The organism is Gordonia sp. (in: high G+C Gram-positive bacteria), from assembly GCF_047600385.1.
In the GTDB taxonomy this organism is placed as follows: domain Bacteria; phylum Actinomycetota; class Actinomycetes; order Mycobacteriales; family Mycobacteriaceae; genus Gordonia.
In genome coordinates, this window is the sequence record NZ_JASGKZ010000001.1 from 847,469 (window position 1) to 864,764 (window position 17,296).

The following is a 17,296-nucleotide window of genomic DNA, read 5'->3' on the forward strand; positions in this document are numbered from 1 at the left end:
GGTCCCGATCCGGGTCGACCGCCTCGTCGACCCGCCCCGCAGGCCGGATCCCCGTACGGCCGTCCCGCCCCGAGGCGTCCCGCACCCCCGCAGCCGGGATCACCGCCTCCCGGATCGCCGTACCCCGGAGCGTCCCGCCCCGCCCCGCCGCGGCCGGAGCCGCCCGTCGACGTCGACCCGCGCACGACGTACGCTCCCGCCCCGCCGCAGGACGCTCCGGCGCGCGCATGGTCGGAGGATCCCGACCCCCGTCGTGTCCCGCGGCCGCCCCGCGAGCGGTTCTCGGGGACCCAGCCGCGCCCCTCCGGCGCGTACCCGCATTCCCTCGGGCGCCTTCCCCCGGCCTCCGGCGGCCGACCCTCGTCCTTCGGGGGCGTTTCCCCGCCCCGCCGGCGGCGATCCGCGGCCGTCCGGCGCGTTCCCCCGGCCTTCGGGGGGCAACCCTCGTCCTTCGGGGAGCAACCTTCGTCCGTCCGGACCCGACCCGCGGTCCTCGGACACCGATCCGCGCCTCACGACTCCCCGGAACCCGGCCGAGGAATCCGTGCCTCGGGGACGGGCGCAGGCAGGGGCGGCCGGAGTCGCCGTCGCCGACCGGCCTGCCCCCCGCCGGTACGCCCCGCGCCAGGACCCGGAGAAGGTTCCCGCCGATCAGCGTCGTGCCGCGGCCGACCGGGCGACCCGGAGACCCGGGCCGGCCGCGGATCGTCGTACCTCCGGCCGACCGCCGCGAAACCGACCGTCGGGCCGGTCCGCGAAAGCCGCCGCGAGCTCCGCCCGTGGCAAAGGCCGCGCCATCGCGAAGAAGCTGCCGCGCCTGCGCCCGTTGCACTGGTTCCTGGTGGCGCTGCTGGTGCTGGTGGTCATGCCGATCGGCATGCTGTTCTACTACGACGCCCAACTCCACCGCGTCGACGCGCTCAAGGCGTATTCGGGTCGGCCCGCGGGCACTCCGGGCACCACGTGGCTGATCGTCGGCACCGACTCCCGCGCGGATCTGAGTCAGGACCAGAAGGACCGGCTCGCCACCGGCGACACCGACGGCACCCGCACCGACACCATCATGCTGGCCCACCTGCCGCCGAGCGGGAAGGCGATGCTGATCAGCGTCCCACGCGACCTGTACGTGTCGATCCCCGGCATGGGGCAGCACAAGATCAACGCGGCGTACAACGACGGCGGTCCCGCGCTCCTCGCCCAGACCGTGGAACAGCTGAGCGGCCTGCGGATCGACCACTACGCGGAGATCGGCTTCGGCGGCTTCGACGCGCTGGTCGACGCGGTCGGCGGCGTCGAGATGTGTCTCGACCGCCCGCTGCGCGACCCGAAGGCCGGTCTCCGGCTCAAAGCCGGCTGCCAGCAGCTGGACGGCGCGCAGGCGCTCGGGCTGGTCCGCACCCGCGCGTTCCCGAACGCCGACCTCGAGCGCGTGGTGAACCAGCGCAAGTTCATGACCGCGCTGATGAGCCGTGCCCTGAGCCCGTCCGTCCTGCTGAATCCGTTCCGCCTGTTCCCGCTGCTCAACGGCGCGACCGGGGCGCTGACGGTCGGTGAGAACGACCACCTCTGGCACCTCGCCTGGCTCGGTCTGAGCCTCCGCGGCGACACGGTCACCACCACCGTCCCCACCGGCGGACCGGTGACGACCGACGACGGTTCGTCGCTGGCCACCGACCAGTCCACCACCGACTTCTTCGACTACCTCCGGCGGGGTGAACCGCTCCCGGACGAACTGCTGAACGACGACGGAGGCGCGGTCTCCTGACCGCGTGAGGAAGCCGCCGCTCGTCGTCTCCGCCGAGATGCACGACGACGGCCCGCCCGGCGGGCGGGCCGGGCGATCAGCGCAGAGTGACCTGGCGGCCGATGATGCCCGCGCGGGAACTCCGTTCGGCGGCGGTGAGCTCCGAATCGTCGGCGAGCGCCTCGGCGAAGGCCGCGTCGAGCGCGTCGAGGCCGTCGTACCACTCCTCGTGGTGGAGTTCGTTGTCGAGGTCGAACACCGGGACCAGCAGGCCGTGGGTGCGGAACGAGCCCGCGAAACGCGAGCCCTCGCCCATCGTGAGGCGACCCGCGGCGTGCAGCCTGGCCATCGCCTTCATCAGGGCCTCCTCGTCCTCGGGCCGGACCCAGCGCAGGTGCGCGCGGTCGCCGGCGTCGACCCACCAGGGAGCACCGGTACCGCTCGGCGGCGCCAGGCGCGCCGTCGGCATGATGGTGTCGTCGGCGCGTTCGAGCATGGCGGCGACCTGCGGGTCGACGTCGACGTCGTCGCCGAACCACCAGCCGAAGTCGTTGTAGACCACCACCTCGAGCGGCGCGGACGGGTCGACGATCCGGTCGAGCGCGGGCGCATCCGCGACGCCGCCGCGGTACTCGCTGCCCGGTGCGGCGTTCGCCGCCCAGGCCAGCGCCGATGCGAGCGAACCGGCCAGGTCGGCGGGCTCCGGGTCGGTCTGCAGCGCCACCAGACCCTGGGTCACCATGCCGTCGGGGCCCGCCTCGGCGGCGCCTCGCTCGCCCCACTTCGCCGCCTCGCGCGACCGCACCAGACCGGGTACCGCGCCGGGCAGGATGGTCGCGAAATCCGCCTCGTTGGCGGCGTCGACGCCGTCGGCGAAGGTGACCTGCGCGGTGGCCGAGGCGATGAACGCGCGCAGCGCCACCAGATCGCATTCGGCCGCCGGGAGATCGGCGAACGGTCGGACGGGGCCGGTCGGCACCGCCGTCTGACGCGCCTTGCGGGCCGCCACCTTCTCCGCACGATTGCTTCCGGGCCGCGGCGTCCCGCGCTTGCTCTTCTTCGCCATGCGTTCACTCTCTCATCCGGCGGCCGCCGGGCATGCGCGGCGCCCCGGATTCGTGCCGGGAACGCGCGCCGCCCCGTCGTCTGCCGTCACCGCCCGATGTCGTGCGCCGCACCGTCGTCGCACGACGCCCGGGGTGTCGCGGCCCGAGGTGTCGCCGCCCGGGGTGTCGCGTCCCGGCGTCGCCCACCGCCCGGCGTGTCGCGGCTCCTCTTCCGTGTCGCGTCCCGTCGATGGCGAGCGACACGGAAGAGGAGCCGCGACACGCGGGCCAAGAGGGATCCCCGACAAGAGAGCCCCATCGACGACGGGTGTCAGTCGACGGTGACCAGCCAGTCGCGCACCTTCGCCGGACGATTGGTGGCGATCCACCGGACACCCAGGTCAGCGCAGAGTTGCACGTCGTCGCGGTCGTCGACGGTCCAGCAGTAGGTGACACGACCTCCCGCGGCGGCGCGGTCGACCAGGTCGGGGTGCGCGCGCAGGGTCTGCACCGACGGTCCGATGCCGGTGGCCCCGACCGCGGTGGCGGCCCCGGCGCTGATCCCACGGATCGTCTCGCCGAGCAGGATCGTCGGTAGCAGCGGCGCGCTGCGCCGGATCCGCCACACGCCCGAGGCGGAGAACGAGATCACCACGGCCCGACTGTGGTCGGCGGACGGCGGCGACGCCACCCGGAACTCGCGCAGCGTCTCGAGCAGCTTCTGCTCCACCAGACTGCCGTAGCGCACGGGATGCTTGGTCTCGATGAAGAGCCGCACCGGGCGGCGCCAGTCGAGCGTCAACTCCAGCAGTTCGGGCAGCGTCAGCACCGACGCGGGCCGACCGCTGTGCCACGAACCGAAGTCGTGTTCGCGCAGCTGCGCCAGCGACATCTCGCTGACCACCCCGGTCCCGTCCGAGGTCCGTTCGATGGTGCGGTCGTGGATGCACACCAGTTGGTGGTCCGCGGTCAGCCGGACGTCGCATTCCAGGCCGTCGGCGCCTTCGCGCAGTGCGGCCTCGTACGCGGCGAGCGTGTGTTCGGGGTGGTCCGCCGACGATCCGCGATGTGCGACGACGGCAGGCTTGCCGGACCGGGAGACGCCGATCGTCATGCGGCCACCACCCATCGCCGGAGATGCGCGGTGTCGTCGAGCCCGACGGCCACCGTGCGCGGCAGTCGCGGACTCAGCCAGCGGCAGAACAGCGCGGACACCACGAAGGCGAGCAACGCCCAGATCATCGCATCGGCACCGGCCTGGATCGAGTCGGAGCCGAAGGCCGCGATGCGGTAGATCATCGCGATCAGCCCCACCAGACTCACCAGCGCCCAGGCCAGGGCGACGCGATCGATGGTGCGCCGCGCCGTGCGCTCCTGACCGCCGCCCACCGCGTGCGCCCCCTCGTACAGCAGAATGCGGCGCCGTCACGACGTTGACGAACGGGACCATCGCACGCACCACCACTTCCCAGGGCCTCCGCGGATCGGTCAGACCGGCGCTCTGATACTCCAGCCGCCGCACCCGCACCACCCAGTCGGCGAACGCGATCGTCGCCGCGACCGTTCCCAGCACCGCGACGACACCGCACACCAGCACCAGCACCAGGCTCAGCAGATCCAGCCACGCCGGGATCGGGTGGCTGCGATTCACCACCAGGACCAGATAACGGAACGCCTGTGCGACCGCCGCCGCGGTGAGCACCGGCCAGAGAAGACCGAGTCGGCGCTGCAGCCCGGCGTACGGGGCCGTGGCCGAGGTCTCCTCCGGATCCTGCTCGGGTACGACGTCGAACAGACCCCAGCGCGGGATCTGGAGGTAGCGCGGAACGCCGGGTCGTCGTCCGCGCGATGTCGGCGCAGGACTCGGCGGAAGGGTGTCCGGGGGGCGATGCGCCACCCACCGCAGCCGGGCCGAGGCGGCCGGCCGTTCGACGGGAGTCGTCCGCGCGGACTCCGCGGGTCCGGACCGGACGGGCGCCTGCCGATACGGGGATCGAGCCCGAGCCGGGGGAGAGACATCCCGTCGATCCGGTCCCGGCCCGTACTGATCTCGCCGGGGAGAGACCGCAGAGCCCACCGCCGCGGCCTGCCGCACCGGAGCAGGCGGCATTGAGGGGGGCGGCGGAGTCGTCCGAGGCGCCTGCGGTGCCCGCCCGTAGGAGCCCGTCCCGACGGGTCCGGGCGGAGCCGGGTGCACCGGCTGTCCCGACGAGTGATCGATCAGGGTCAGTCGGGTGCCGCATCGGGGGCACTGCACCCGACCGGGCTTGTGCTCGGCCTGGATCCGGCACGCCATGCAGACGTCGAGGATCAACTCACTGCCCCGGACCGGTGTCGACGGGCTTGCCCGCGGCTTCCCAGGCCACCATGCCTCCGCTGACGCAGGTGCCGTCGATGCCGCGCATCGCCAGATACTGCAGCAACCGGAACGACCGCCCGCTGGTGCGGCAGATCACCAGGAGCTCACGGTCCAGGTCGATCTCGTCGAAACGCTCCGGCACGTCGTCCAGCGGAATGTGCACGGCACCGCGCACGTGCGCCTGCTCCCACTCGTAGCCCTCTCGAACGTCCAGCAGCACGCGGTCGGTGACATCGGTGAAGTCGTCCGGAAGTTCGGCGACGTCGACCTGCTCGATGTCCATACTCACGTGCTCCATAGTTCCACAGACCCCCCGCTCGAAGCTCCCGACTCCGGGGACATCGGGACACCGATCAGCGCACCCGAACGCCTCTACCACACCCTATCGAGAAAATCTCGGATTCCACGCTTCAGCCACACGAGAAGCACCAGGAATCACTCTGTTCACAGTTATCCACAGGAGACTTTCCCACAGCCTCTGAATTATCACCGCCGCCTGTGGATAAAGTTGTGGATTTGTGGATTACTTTCGAGGTCACAGCCGATCCATGCGATTCAGATCGCATGTTTTATCCACTTTTAGGGTTGTTGACACATTTTCGCGACCTTGGGTTTTGCTGCGAGGGCATCGGAGCTTTCCCCATCCCCAATTGTGGACAACATGTGGACAGCCCGTCCACAGAGACAGCCTGTGGACAAGTCTGCGGCCTACCGCGAGGCGAACTCCGCCAGTTCCGCGGCCTCCGCGGCGACGGCCACCCGGTCCGCCGGAGACAGCGAGGTCAGTTCGGTGAGCTCCACCGCACCCCCGGTGAGCCTCCAGGTGCCCGCGAGTCTGCCGTCGACCAGGACGAATCCCGGCGACCGGCCGTTCCCGGCACCCGTCGCGGCGTACACGTCCGGATCGGCCACCCGGTTCCCGTCCGCATCGGCGACGAGCATCACGTCCTGCGGGGCCAGCAGCCGCACCGGTGCGGGCTCGTCGCCGGCGGCGAGACGCAGTCCTTCCAGGTCGTACAGTTCCTGCCCGTCGGGCCCGGTGAGCCGAGCCAGCTCCCAGTCCGACTCCATCTCCGCCAGCAGCGACCCCGTCCCGGGCAGGCCGCACCAGGCAGAGACCGCCGCGGCCGAGGCCGGACCGTATCCGCGCAGATACATGCGGATCAGATCCTTGCGGGCCTCGACACCGGTCACCGCCGGATCGCCCGCCCCGATCCACTGATCGAGCAGGCGATACGTCGGCTCTCCCTCACGCCGCCACAGTCCACGCGGCGGGACCTGCACCAGCGGCAGGCGCGCCCGCACCACGGCGGCCGACACCTCGGCGGGCACCTCGGGAGAGGCGGCCGTCAGTTCCTCCCGGATCCGCGCGTCGGTCACCGGGGAGCCCGCATCGTCGTCGAACATCCGCCGTACCCGGGCGAGGAGCACGTCGACATCGCCGAGCCCACACAGCTGATCGGCGAGCACGGAATCGAGAGCCGGTTGCACCGCGCTGCGTATCCAGCGGGCGTCGAGCGCATCCATCAGGTGGACGGTCCCGCGCAGCAGGACCGTCCGTACCACCTCGCGGCGGGTGATCAGGTCGTCGAGCTCCGCCGGATCGAAGCCGTCGATACGCGACCACAGCGCGAAGAACGCGGCCTGGGGATCCTCCGACCGCAGACCGACGCAGCGGTCGATCACCTCGATGGCGTCCTCGTCGGCCCGCTCCAACAGGTGTTGCCGGTGCAGCAGGGTCCGGTTCCACTGCGCCGCCGTGATCCTCATGGCGCGCCGGTCAGCCGCCGGTCGGGAAGGTCAGCCCGGTCGAGACGTGGCAGCGGTACCCGTTCGGGTTCTTGTGCAGATACTGCTGGTGGTAGGGCTCGGCGTAGTAGAAGCGGCCGTCACCGGCATCGCTCAGCTCACTGATCTCGGTGGTCACCGGCCCGTATCCGGCCTCGGCGAGGACCGGGGCGAACCGCTGAGCCATCGTCGTCGCGAGTTCGGCGTCGGCGGCGTCGAACGTGAAGACGGCCGACCGGTACTGGGTCCCGATGTCGTTGCCCTGCCGCATTCTCCTGCGTCGGGTCGTGCGCGGTGAAGAAGGCCGCGAGCAGGTCTTCGGCGGTCAGTTCCCTCGGATCGAAGACGACGAGCACCACCTCGGCGTGCCCGGTCTTCGCCGAGCACACCTCCTCGTAGGTGGGGTTGGGGGTGTAGCCGCCCGCGTACCCGACCGCCGTCGTCACCACTCCGGGCAGCGCCCAGAGGATCTCCTCCACGCCCCAGAAGCAGCCGCCGCCCAGAACCATCGCGCGCAGACCGGCCGGCCACTCCCCGATCCCGCCGTGCGCGTCACCGCCGTCGGCGTCGAGCGTGCCGCGCAGGGGCCCGCCGAGCACCTCGTGCCGTTCGGGCGGCGACATCGATTCGGTGCGACCGGGAAGGGCGTGTGCGGGATCGACCATCACCCGCTTCACGTCGGAGGCGGCCAGGAACCGATCGAAGAAGCTCATGAACCCAATGTACGACGCCCCTCCGACTCCCCGGGCGGGCTCGACGCTCCGGGCAACCGTTATGCTGACCACGGAAAGATGATGTGGTCCGCGTCACGCGGCCGGGGTGAGGGTAGGGGACGCCACCATGACAACACGTTCCAGCGCGACGCGTGCCGCCGGTGTGACCCGCCGGACCGAGGCGTGGCCGGTCTACAACGTGCGCGGCCGATGCATCGGCATCGCGCTCAGCATCGTGGTGCTGCTCGTCGCGATCGTGCTGCTCTTCGTGCTCTGACCGCTCCCCGCCACGGTCGACATGCCTGCGCACAACCCTTGCGCGGCACCGACCCGTGCGGGAGTGTAGAAATTGGACCTAGTACGAACAACTCAATCCCTTGCATCAGAGAGGACGACGACGTGGCCGTCTACACCCTGCCCGAACTCGATTACGACTACGGGGCCCTGGAGCCGCACATCTCCGGCAAGATCATGGAGCTCCACCACAGCAAGCACCACGCGACCTACGTCGCCGGCGCCAACACCGCGCTGGAGAAGCTCGCCGAGGCCCGCGAGGCCGGCGACATCGCGGGCAAGGTCTACGGTCTGTCGGCGAACCTGGGCTTCCACCTGGGTGGCCACACCAACCACTCGATCTTCTGGAAGAACCTCTCCCCGAACGGCGGCGGCGAGCCCACCGGCGATCTGGCCGAGGCCATCGGCACCGACTTCGGCGGCTTCGAGCAGTTCAAGGCTCACTTCACCGCTGCCGCCACCACCCTGCAGGGCAGCGGCTGGGCCATCCTGGGCTACGACACCATCGGCGGCCGCCTGGTGATCGAGCAGCTGACCGACCAGAGCGGCAACACCTCGGTGGGCCTGATCCCGGTCGTCATGCTGGACATGTGGGAGCACGCCTTCTACCTCGACTACCAGAACGTGAAGCCGGAGTACGTCAAGGCCTGGTGGAACGTCGTGAACTGGGAGGACGCCGCCGAGCGCTACGCCCGCGCGACCACCCAGGGCAACGGCCTGATCGTTCCGGCCTGACGCCGAATCGTTCGTTCACGACGGCGGCCACCCCTTTCCCGGGGGTGGCCGCCGTCGTTCCGGGGGAAGCTCTCGGCGACGCCTCTCGGAAGAGAGGTCTCGACTCCGCTCGACCAGCGAGAGAACGCTCGACCCGTTCGATCCCCGAGCCGGAGGATCGGAGAACGATCACCGAACCCCTTCGACTCGCGGGCTCGCTGCGCTCGCACGCGGCGCAGGGAGCGGGTGACACGTCCGGAGAGCACGGTGACCGAACCCAGAGAGCGAGTGACACGAGTTCATGGAACGGGGTGGCCGAGCTCAAGGAACGGGGTGACACGAGTCCAGGGAACAGCGGAGCCGCCTCGTCGAACGACCTCTCCCTTCGACGATCGACCTCTCCCCTCATAGATCAACCTCTCCCCTCGATGATCGAGCGGAGTCGAGATCACCCGGCCCAAGCTGCACGGTCCACGGATATTCAATCGTTCGAACGATAGGCCCCCCGCGATTTCATGCTTAGCCTGAACAGAACGTTTCCCCTGTTCAGAGCCGAGGTCGATCGATGCCTTCCGTCAAGAAGTCTTCACGTGCGTGGCGCCGCTGGGCCGCCGCGCTCACCGCGGCGATCGCCGTACTCGTCGCGGCGCCCGCCGTCGCCGGACCCGGTGTCGTCGGATCGGCGGGTGCGGCGCCGAAGGCGCCGAGCCCCGCGTTCTACGGCAAGTGGAGTCGACACGGCGGCAGTGTGACGATCAACCGCAACGGCACTGCGCGGATGGCGTTCAACAGCGGCGCCGCCAACAGCGAGGAGTGGGTCGGCCGCTGGCGGACCGTCGGCAAACGCGTCGACATCTCCCTGACCCGCCGGACCAACATCTACGGCGACGGCAGCTCCGGAACCCTGCGCGCAGGCCGCAACTACCCGGCCTGGCTCGGCCAGGCACCGGCCTGGCGCCGGGCAGGCACGGTTCGGGTGCTCAAACTACGCCTTCGCCCGGGTGAAGGCGGTTACTCCTACTGCAAGAACGCGTACAGCGCCCAATGCGGCGCCTGACACGCATCATCGACGGCGGCTGCCCCCCTCTCCGGGGTGGCCGCCGTCGTGGTCTCGACTCCGCTCGACCAGCGAGAAGACGCTCAGTTGGAGCGAAGGCTCTCGACCGGAGAAGAGGCACTCGACCCGGGAAGAGGCGCCGAGGACCGAACCCCTTCGACTCGCGGGCTCGCTGCGCTCGCACGCGGCTCAGGGAACGGGTGACACGTCCGGAGAGCACGGTGACCGAACCCAGAGAGCGAGTGACACGAGTTCGTGGAACGGGGTGGCCGAGCTCAGGGAACGGGTGACACGAGTCCAGGGAACGGAGGGGCCGCCTCGTCGAGCGACCTCTCCCTCATAGATCGATCTCGCCCCTCGATGATCGACCTCTCCCCTCGATGATCGAGCGGAGTCGAGATCACACCGCCGCACGACGACGACTCGCCGCACGACGCCGGAGCCACAGCACGACGATCCCGCGCCTCGGCGCGAACAGGTACACCAGCCCGAATCCGGTGCCCTGGACCAGCACGATCATCCCGCCGGGCGAGGTGTCCCAGTAGTACGAGATGTACAGCCCGACCACCCCGCACACCGCGGAGAAGAGCGGCGCGATCATCAGCATCACGCCGAACCGGTCGGTCAGCAGGTAGGCCGTCGCACCCGGGATGATCAGCATCGCCACCACCAGCACCACGCCCACCACCTGCAAGGCGGTCACCGCGGTGAAGGCCAGGAGCGTGAGCAGCAGCGCGCCGAGGAACCGGGGATTGAGGCCGATCGCCGCGGCGTGCGTGGGGTCGAAGGCGAACAGGGTCAGATCGCGCCGCTTGAGCAGGACGACGACGGCCACCACCGCGCCCAGCACGGCGATCTGGACCAGGTCGCCCCGCGACACCCCGAGCAGATTCCCGAAGACGATGTGATTCAGGTCCGTCTGGCTCGGCGTCACCGAGATCAGCACCAGGCCGAGCGAGAACAACGTGGTGAAGACGATGCCGATCGCGGCGTCCTCCTTCACCCGGCCGCCGTCGCGCACCGCCCAGATCAACGCCACCGCCAGCAGCCCGAAGACCACCGCGCCGACGGCGAAGGGCCAGTCCAGCAGGTACGCCAGCACGACGCCGGGCAGCACCGCGTGCGAGACCGCGTCGCCCATCAGCGACCAGCCGATCAGCACCAGCCAGCACGAGAGCAACGCGCACACCGCGGAGGCGATGAGCGTCGCCCCCAACGCGCGGGTCATGAAACCGAAGTTGAACGGGTCCAGGAGGAGGTCGATCATCGTCGTGCCCCCGGTACGACGGCGCCGTCCGCCGCGGAATCCTCGCCCAGCGGGTCCACGCCGAACGCCCGGATCAGGTTCTCGGCGGTGATCACCTCGGCCGGCGGCCCCTGGGCCAGCACCCGCCGCATCAGCAGCACCGTCTCGTCGGCGAGGCGGTCGAGCGCCTGCAGGTCGTGCGTGGAGACCAGCACCGTCGCCCCCGCGGCGGCGCGTTCACGCAGCACCTCGGTGATGGTGGCCTCGGTGCGCTTGTCGACGCCGGCGAAGGGCTCGTCGAGCAGCAGGACCGACGCGCCCTGGGCCAGTCCGCGCGCGACGAAGGCGCGTTTGCGCTGACCGCCGGAGAGGTTGCCGATCTGCCGGTCGGCGTACTCGGTGAGCTCCACCCGTTCGAGTGCCTCGGCGACCGCGACATGGTCGGCACGACGAGCCCGCCGGAGCGGCCCCATCAGCCCGTAACGCCCGGTCATCACCACCTCGCGGACCGAGATCGGGAACGCCCAGTCGATCGCCTCGGACTGCGGCACATAGCTCATCGCACCGGACCGACGTGCCGCGGCCGGGGTCCGCCCGAGCACCGAGACCCGCCCGGAATCGGGCGTCACCAGCCCCATCACCGTCTTGAACAGGGTCGATTTGCCGCAGCCGTTCATCCCGACCAGCGCGCACACGCGACCGGGTTCCAGGCGCAGCGTGGCGTGAGTCAGGGCGGGGGTGCCGTCGTAGGTGACGGTCACGTCGTCGACGTCGACGGTCGCCGTCCGGCCGGTCACGACGCGTTCCCGGTCAGGCCGTCGGCGATGGTCCGGGCGTCGTGCCGGATCAGATCGAGGTAGGTGGGCACGGGACCGTCCTTCTCGGAGAGGGAGTCGACGTAGAGGATGCCGCCGAAGCGCGCCCCGGACGACTCCGCCACCTGCTGCATCGCCTTGTCGGAGACGGTGGACTCGCAGAAGACGGCGGGCACCGCGTCGTCGCGGACGAACTCGATGGTCGAGGAGACCTGCTGCGGTGTGGCCTGCTGTTCGGCGTTGACCGGCCAGATGTAGCGCTCGGTGAGGCCCGTGTCGCGCGCCAGATACGAGAACGCGCCCTCGCAGGTCACCAGCGCACGCTGATTCTCCGGAAGCATCCGGAGCGCGTCCACGAGCTCACCGTGCACACCGCGGAGCTGCTTCTTGTAGGCGTCACCGTTGGTCCGGAAGACGTCCGCACCGGCCGGGTCGAGCTCGCCGAAGGCCTCCACCAGGTTGTCGACGTAGATCTCGACGTTGAGCGGGCTCATCCACGCGTGCGGATTGGGTTTGCCCGCATAGGCGTCGGAGGCGATGTCGATCGGTTCGACGCCGTCGCTGAGCGTGACCCGGGGGACGTCGAGGTCCTCGACGAACTGCTCGAACCACGCCTCCAAGTTGAGACCGTTGTTCACGATCAGTTCGGCCTTCGCGGCGCGGCGCAGATCGGCGGGGGTCGGTTCGTATCCGTGGATCTCGGCGCCGACCTTGGTGAGCGACTCCACCCTGAGGCGCTCCCCCGCCACGTTCCGCGCGATGTCGGCGAGCACGGTGAAAGTGGTGAGCACCACCGGGCGGCCGTCGTCGTCGGAGTCGATATCGCACCCGGTGAGCGCGAGCAGCAGGACGCCGACCATGGCGACGGCACGGGGAAACCGTGATGCACGGCTGCTCGACATACTCTTCATGGGCATGGCTACATCTATAGTTCGGTCTACCGAACTTTGCAATCAGGATCACTGAAACAGTGCTTCACCTGGCCGTTCGCACGTCCCAGGAACGGTGACACCCGCCTCGGACAATCATCCGTTCCGTGGACAGACACCCGGCCGGGCCCTCCCTAACGTCGTTCAGAGGAACCCGAATCGTCCCAGGAGGAGTCTCCGATGACCACGTCCCGCACACGTCTTCTCGGTACCGTCGCCGCGGCCGGCGCGATGCTGATCGCCCCCGCCGCCGCCCACGCCGACGGCACCAAGAACCCGAAGTACGATCACCCGCCGAAGAAGGGCCAGCCGAAGGATCACGGCAACGGCGAGGCACCGCTCAACAACCGGCGTGCCCCGGTCCAGAACTGCCCGGGCGGAGCCGCGAACGGCAAGTACTCGAGCAATCCCTCGTACTATCCGATCAGAATCGGCCGGGGCGCGAACCGGACCATCACCCTCATCTTCGATGCGTACCAGGCTCCCGACAAGTTCGATGTCCTGTACCGGGGACGCGAGATCGACTCCACTGGCTGGCGCGGCCTGAAGACAGAGAACGACAACAACCATCCCATGCGCGAACCCGGGAACGGTTCACTCCGGGTGAACGTGCCCAACGGAACCTCGGATCTGATCGAAGTCCGGGTTCGCACCGATCTGCACCGCACCGTGTGGAAGTTCACGGTCACCTGCCCGAGTTGATCTGACAGCGCACACGAGAGGATGAGGCGGCGGCTCGCTCGGGGGCGGCCGCCTGCCTCGACCGCGTCCGACTACCCGCGCCCGCGCTTGGCCGCCTGCCGCTCCTCGTACCGCAGCCGGTTGCGCAGAGCCCGCTTGGGCCAGAACGAGTACGCCGCCCACACCACCGCGAACGCGAACACCACCGCGAACGCGCCGACGATCAGCAGCACCGTGCCCATGCCGTCGTCGATCGCGGCCGCCTCCTCCGAGAACCAGAACGCCGACAACGAGATCAGGTTCAAGACCACGGTGACCCCGTACGACCACCAGATGAGCCACCACTTCTCGGCCGACTCCGGCACCCGGCGGCGCCGCTTGACGAAGCTGTCGATCGCCACCGAGGCCGCGAAGAACGGCACCAGGAAGCCGACGGACGAGCTCGCCCCGCCGAACAGCATGGTGATCAGCGCGAACACGACGCTGAACCCGATGCTCGCCACAGTGAAGACGCCCAGGTAACGCCACAGCGGACCGCTCTCCGGTTCGAATGAGGGCTCCGGCTCCGGCATCGGCGGCATCGGCGCCCAGCCCTCCGGGAGGCCGTCGCCCTGTCCGGGTGACGTCGGTGCGGGCGGCAGCGGGGCGGAGTCGTCGGGTCGATCGGTCACGGCGGAGTCCTTCGTCGTACGGTCCGGGCCCAGACGGCGCCGGGGCCTCATCGTCTCTGTTACCACAACGCCACGGCGCGGGTGATCGTCTTTTCGAGGGGCGGGTGTGGTCTCGACTCCGCTCGACCAGCAAAGAGAACCCGACCGGCGAGGGGAATCAGATCGGCGAAGAGCACCCGATCCGCGAAGAGAACCCGATCGACGAAGAGAACCCGATCAGCGATGGGAATCAGATCGGCGATGGGAATCAGATCAGCGAAGGAACCCGACCGGCGAGGAGAACCCGACCGACGAGGAGGATCAGATCGGCGAGGAGAACCCGACCCGCGGAGGGCGGCGTGCCTACAGCACCACGGTGAGGGTGATCGCCGCGGCGCAGGCCGCGATCACCAGCCCCAGCGCCACCGCATCGTTCCTTCCCGGACGCGACTGATACGCCGTGAGCCGCCCGGTGCCGCCGCGCGCGGTGATCGCCTCGCCCATCTCCGCGGCCCGGCGCATGGCCGAACTCATCGCGGCCACGATCATGTCCAGGATGCCCATCTCCGCCGACGGATGACCGGAGTCGGCCGACGAGGTGGGCCGCAGCCGGTGCGCGGCACGCAGCATGCGCATCTCCTCCATCAGCAACGGCAGGCCGCGCAACGAGAGCGCGATGCAGACCGCCCACTCGTCCACCGGCAGGCGCAGCAGTCTCAGCGGCGCCATCAGCCGGGCGATGGCCGGCGCGATCTCGGCCATCGGCGTGGTCCAGATCACCATGATGCTCATGGCCAGGACGATCAGTCCCAGGGCCGTGCCGCGCAGGAACACCAGCACTCCGGCACCGCCGGAGGAGAACGCCGTGATGATCCCCCCGAGCACGATCAGACCCCAGAACCACCAGGGCGGCCGCGGGATCGCCCCCAGCGGGATGCCGGCGCACAACGCGAACACCAGGACGCAGAGCGCCACGAAACCCAGACTCGGATACGACGGCAGCACCCACGTCATGAGGCCGAGGATCAGCACGATGAGCAGTTTGGTGCCCGCCCACAGTCGGTGGACCGGGGAGTCGCCGGGGAGCTGCCGCAGCGGCGGGGTGCGCATGGTCATCGTCGTGCCTCCAGGACTCCGGCGTTCAGTTCCACGCGACGGTTGCAGACGCGGTCGAGGGCTTCGAGGTCGTGCGAGATGATCACGATGGTGATGCCCTGCTGCCGCAGACCGGCCAGGACGTCGAGCACCTCCTCGCGGGCCGCCGGATCCAGTCCGGCGAGCGGCTCGTCGAGCACCAGCACGTCCGGGTCCGAGGCCACCAACGACGCCAGGACCACGCGCCGCATTTGCCCGCCGGACAGCGAATCGACGCGTCGGGCCGCCATCTCCCGCGGGAGGGCGACCAGATCGAGCACCCGTCCCACCTCGGTGCTGGTGACCGACTCCCCGCCGACGGCCATGATCTCGTCGCCGACCGTCGTCTTCTGCAGTTGCAGGCGCGCGTGCTGGAAACCGAGGCCGACGCTGCCGATCTGCCCGGTCATCGGCTCACCGTGCAGCAGCACCTCGCCGCCGCTGGGCTCGACGAGGCCGGCGATGATCCACGCCAGCGTGGTCTTCCCGGAGCCGTTGCCGCCGACGATCAGCACGCCGTCGCCCGTGTTGACCCGCAGGTCGACGTCGTGCAGCGCGGTGACCTCCCACGGCGAACCGGCGAGATAGGTGTGCGAGACCCGGTCGACGACGAGCAGCGGCTCGGAGTCGTCGTGCGCGGCGGGCAGCGGCGGGGTGTGCTCCTCGGGCCGCATCCACTCGGGGTGGTGTTCGACGATCCGCCCGCCCTGCAGGTGGATCACGCGGTCGGCGGCGCGCGCCTCGAAATCGCGATGCGTGATGAGGACGACGGTGATCCCGCGCGTGCGCGGGAGCCGGGCGAGGATCTCGATCAGGTCGTGGCGCCCCTGCGGATCGACCATCGAGGTCACCTCGTCGGCGATCAACAGTTTCGGATCACGAGCCAGCGCGGCGGCGACGGCGAGACGCTGTTGCTGACCGCCGGAGAGGTCGGAGGTCTCGCGGTCGGCGAGACCCTCGAGGCCCACCTCGGCGAGCAGCGCGTCCACGTCCACCTCCCGGTCCTCGGGGAGACCCCAGACCAGGTCGTCGGCGACGCGAGAGCCCAGCATCTGCGCCTCCGGGCGCTGCAGCACCATCGCGGTGCCGCCGCGCTTGCCGAGCCCGGGATCACCGGGCCGGTCGACGACGCCGACCGTGGCGGGGGTCCCGGCGAGCAGTTTGGAGAGCGTCGACTTGCCCGAACCGTTGGCGCCGACCACGGCCACGAACTCGCCCCGGATCAGCGTGAGATCGATCCCGGACAGGACGTCGACGTCGGTGCCCGGGTAGCGGAAACCGACACCGGCCATGCGCAGCGGCAGCGGGTCGACGGGGACGTCGACGGTCAGATCGGCGGAGGCGTCGAGGGTGTCCTGCATCTTGATGTGCGCGAGCCGGTTCACGACGCCGCTCAGGATCCACCAGGCCACCAGCAGCGAGAGGAACGACCCGATCGCACCGGACGCCCAGAGCCACACCCACCAGTGGTCGACGAGGGTGGCTGCGAGGTTGTCGAAGAAGCGCTTCGCCCCCGAGAAGTCGACGACCACCGAGACTTCTCCACCGAACTGCTGGATCACCCAGGCGAGTTTCCGGATCACCCAGGTGACGGCCTCACCGAACCAAGCGATGGCGCTTCCCACGCCTGAGATCAGGTTTCCCAGCATGGTCAGCGCCAACTCGCGCAGCGGCACCAGCACCCAGAGGATCAGCACCGAACCCGAGGCCAGCAGCGGCGCGACGATCAGGGAGACCAGCGTCAGCAGGATCGCTCCCCCGCCGCGGCGCTTCACCTCGCCGACCACGCCGCCGACGATCGCCGCGGACAGCACGCCGAGGGCGGCGCCGAGACCGGCCATCGCGAAAGTCACCGCGGTGGAGGTGACCGACGCGGCGATCAGCGCGCGGGTCCGGGTGCGGGCGGCGACGAGCGCGATCGGCACGGGGGCGAGCAGGCCGGCGGCCTGTGCCATGGGGATCGCGGCGGCCACGACCACGGCCACCACCGTCAGTCCGGACAGGATGGCCACGATCGCGATCTCCAGCGGGCGCAGCGGACCGGTGATCGGGCGCGCACGCTGGTCGGGAGAAGGGAGCGTCACGTTGCCATTGTGCCTGGTTCGCTTCGGCGACACCGCCGCGCA

16 protein-coding genes and 2 pseudogenes are annotated in these 17,296 nt (G+C 70.0%); 5 read left to right on the top strand and 13 right to left on the bottom strand.

Features of this window, described 5'->3' with window-relative positions; genetic code table 11:
* The first annotated feature begins 544 nt into the window (after positions 1–544).
* Positions 545–1,765 (top strand): LCP family protein, encoded by a 1,221-nt coding sequence (locus tag QM809_RS03850; protein ID WP_415044502.1) that lies wholly within the window; start codon positions 545–547, stop codon positions 1,763–1,765.
* 76 nt (positions 1,766–1,841) lie between these two features.
* Here the strand turns inward: QM809_RS03850 and QM809_RS03855 are convergent, their stop codons facing one another.
* From QM809_RS03855 to msrA, 7 genes and pseudogenes are all read right to left on the bottom strand, one after another.
* Positions 1,842–2,810, bottom strand: coding sequence for a DUF5926 family protein (locus tag QM809_RS03855; protein WP_415044503.1), 969 nt, complete (start codon positions 2,808–2,810; stop codon positions 1,842–1,844).
* A gap of 311 nt (positions 2,811–3,121) precedes the next feature.
* On the bottom strand, positions 3,122–3,904 hold the full coding sequence (locus QM809_RS03860) for a glycerophosphodiester phosphodiesterase family protein (RefSeq protein ID WP_415047006.1): 783 nt from the start codon (positions 3,902–3,904) through the stop codon (positions 3,122–3,124).
* The gene (locus tag QM809_RS03865; protein WP_415047139.1) at positions 3,901–4,179 is read right to left on the bottom strand and encodes a hypothetical protein; all 279 of its coding nucleotides are present in this window, start codon (positions 4,177–4,179) and stop codon (positions 3,901–3,903) included. The genes QM809_RS03860 and QM809_RS03865 overlap by 4 nt, the downstream gene beginning before the upstream one ends.
* A 37-nt stretch (positions 4,180–4,216) precedes the next feature.
* Positions 4,217–5,086, bottom strand: a pseudogene (locus tag QM809_RS03870) (DUF4328 domain-containing protein); the annotation flags it as partial.
* 19 nt (positions 5,087–5,105) lie between these two features.
* Positions 5,106–5,447, bottom strand: coding sequence for a rhodanese-like domain-containing protein (locus tag QM809_RS03875; protein ID WP_415044504.1), 342 nt, complete (start codon positions 5,445–5,447; stop codon positions 5,106–5,108).
* Positions 5,448–5,857: 410 nt separating this feature from the next.
* Positions 5,858–6,919, bottom strand: coding sequence for a winged helix DNA-binding domain-containing protein (locus tag QM809_RS03880; RefSeq protein ID WP_415044505.1), 1,062 nt, complete (start codon positions 6,917–6,919; stop codon positions 5,858–5,860).
* Between the two features lie 10 nt (positions 6,920–6,929).
* Positions 6,930–7,650 (bottom strand): annotated as a pseudogene (gene msrA, locus QM809_RS03885) (peptide-methionine (S)-S-oxide reductase MsrA).
* Between the two features lie 127 nt (positions 7,651–7,777).
* Between msrA and QM809_RS03890 the strand changes: the two are divergent.
* From QM809_RS03890 to QM809_RS03900, 3 genes are all read left to right on the top strand, one after another.
* Positions 7,778–7,927, top strand: coding sequence for a hypothetical protein (locus QM809_RS03890; RefSeq protein WP_415044506.1), 150 nt, complete (start codon positions 7,778–7,780; stop codon positions 7,925–7,927).
* A gap of 122 nt (positions 7,928–8,049) precedes the next feature.
* The gene (locus QM809_RS03895; RefSeq protein ID WP_415044507.1) at positions 8,050–8,679 is read left to right on the top strand and encodes a superoxide dismutase; all 630 of its coding nucleotides are present in this window, start codon (positions 8,050–8,052) and stop codon (positions 8,677–8,679) included.
* A gap of 544 nt (positions 8,680–9,223) precedes the next feature.
* Entirely contained in the window at positions 9,224–9,715 is a 492-nt protein-coding gene (locus QM809_RS03900) for a hypothetical protein (protein ID WP_415044508.1), read from the top strand.
* Between the two features lie 400 nt (positions 9,716–10,115).
* Here QM809_RS03900 and QM809_RS03905 read toward each other — a convergent pair whose 3' ends face one another.
* Genes QM809_RS03905 through QM809_RS03915 form a run of 3 tightly spaced genes read right to left on the bottom strand, consistent with a single transcriptional unit; the run spans position 10,116 to position 12,693 of the window.
* Positions 10,116–10,982 (bottom strand): metal ABC transporter permease, encoded by an 867-nt coding sequence (locus QM809_RS03905; RefSeq protein ID WP_415044509.1) that lies wholly within the window; start codon positions 10,980–10,982, stop codon positions 10,116–10,118.
* Positions 10,979–11,758, bottom strand: coding sequence for a metal ABC transporter ATP-binding protein (locus QM809_RS03910; RefSeq protein ID WP_415044510.1), 780 nt, complete (start codon positions 11,756–11,758; stop codon positions 10,979–10,981). Before QM809_RS03910 ends, QM809_RS03905 begins: the two co-directional genes overlap by 4 nt.
* Positions 11,755–12,693, bottom strand: a complete 939-nt coding sequence (locus tag QM809_RS03915; RefSeq protein WP_415044511.1) for a metal ABC transporter substrate-binding protein — start codon at positions 12,691–12,693, stop codon at positions 11,755–11,757. The genes QM809_RS03910 and QM809_RS03915 overlap by 4 nt, the downstream gene beginning before the upstream one ends.
* A 192-nt stretch (positions 12,694–12,885) precedes the next feature.
* On the opposite strand from QM809_RS03915, the gene QM809_RS03920 reads away from it, so the two are divergent.
* The gene (locus QM809_RS03920) at positions 12,886–13,407 is read left to right on the top strand and encodes a hypothetical protein (protein WP_415044512.1); all 522 of its coding nucleotides are present in this window, start codon (positions 12,886–12,888) and stop codon (positions 13,405–13,407) included.
* Between the two features lie 71 nt (positions 13,408–13,478).
* Here the strand turns inward: QM809_RS03920 and QM809_RS03925 are convergent, their stop codons facing one another.
* The 3 genes from QM809_RS03925 to QM809_RS03935 all read right to left on the bottom strand — a co-directional run bounded on the left by QM809_RS03925 (position 13,479) and on the right by QM809_RS03935 (position 17,254).
* Positions 13,479–14,057 (bottom strand): ABZJ_00895 family protein, encoded by a 579-nt coding sequence (locus tag QM809_RS03925; RefSeq protein ID WP_415044513.1) that lies wholly within the window; start codon positions 14,055–14,057, stop codon positions 13,479–13,481.
* Between the two features lie 342 nt (positions 14,058–14,399).
* Positions 14,400–15,152: an energy-coupling factor transporter transmembrane component T family protein gene (locus QM809_RS03930; RefSeq protein ID WP_415044514.1), complete on the bottom strand. Its 753-nt coding sequence runs from the start codon at positions 15,150–15,152 to the stop codon at positions 14,400–14,402.
* Positions 15,149–17,254, bottom strand: a complete 2,106-nt coding sequence (locus QM809_RS03935; RefSeq protein WP_415044515.1) for an ABC transporter ATP-binding protein — start codon at positions 17,252–17,254, stop codon at positions 15,149–15,151. The genes QM809_RS03930 and QM809_RS03935 overlap by 4 nt, the downstream gene beginning before the upstream one ends.
* Positions 17,255–17,296 lie beyond the last annotated feature (42 nt).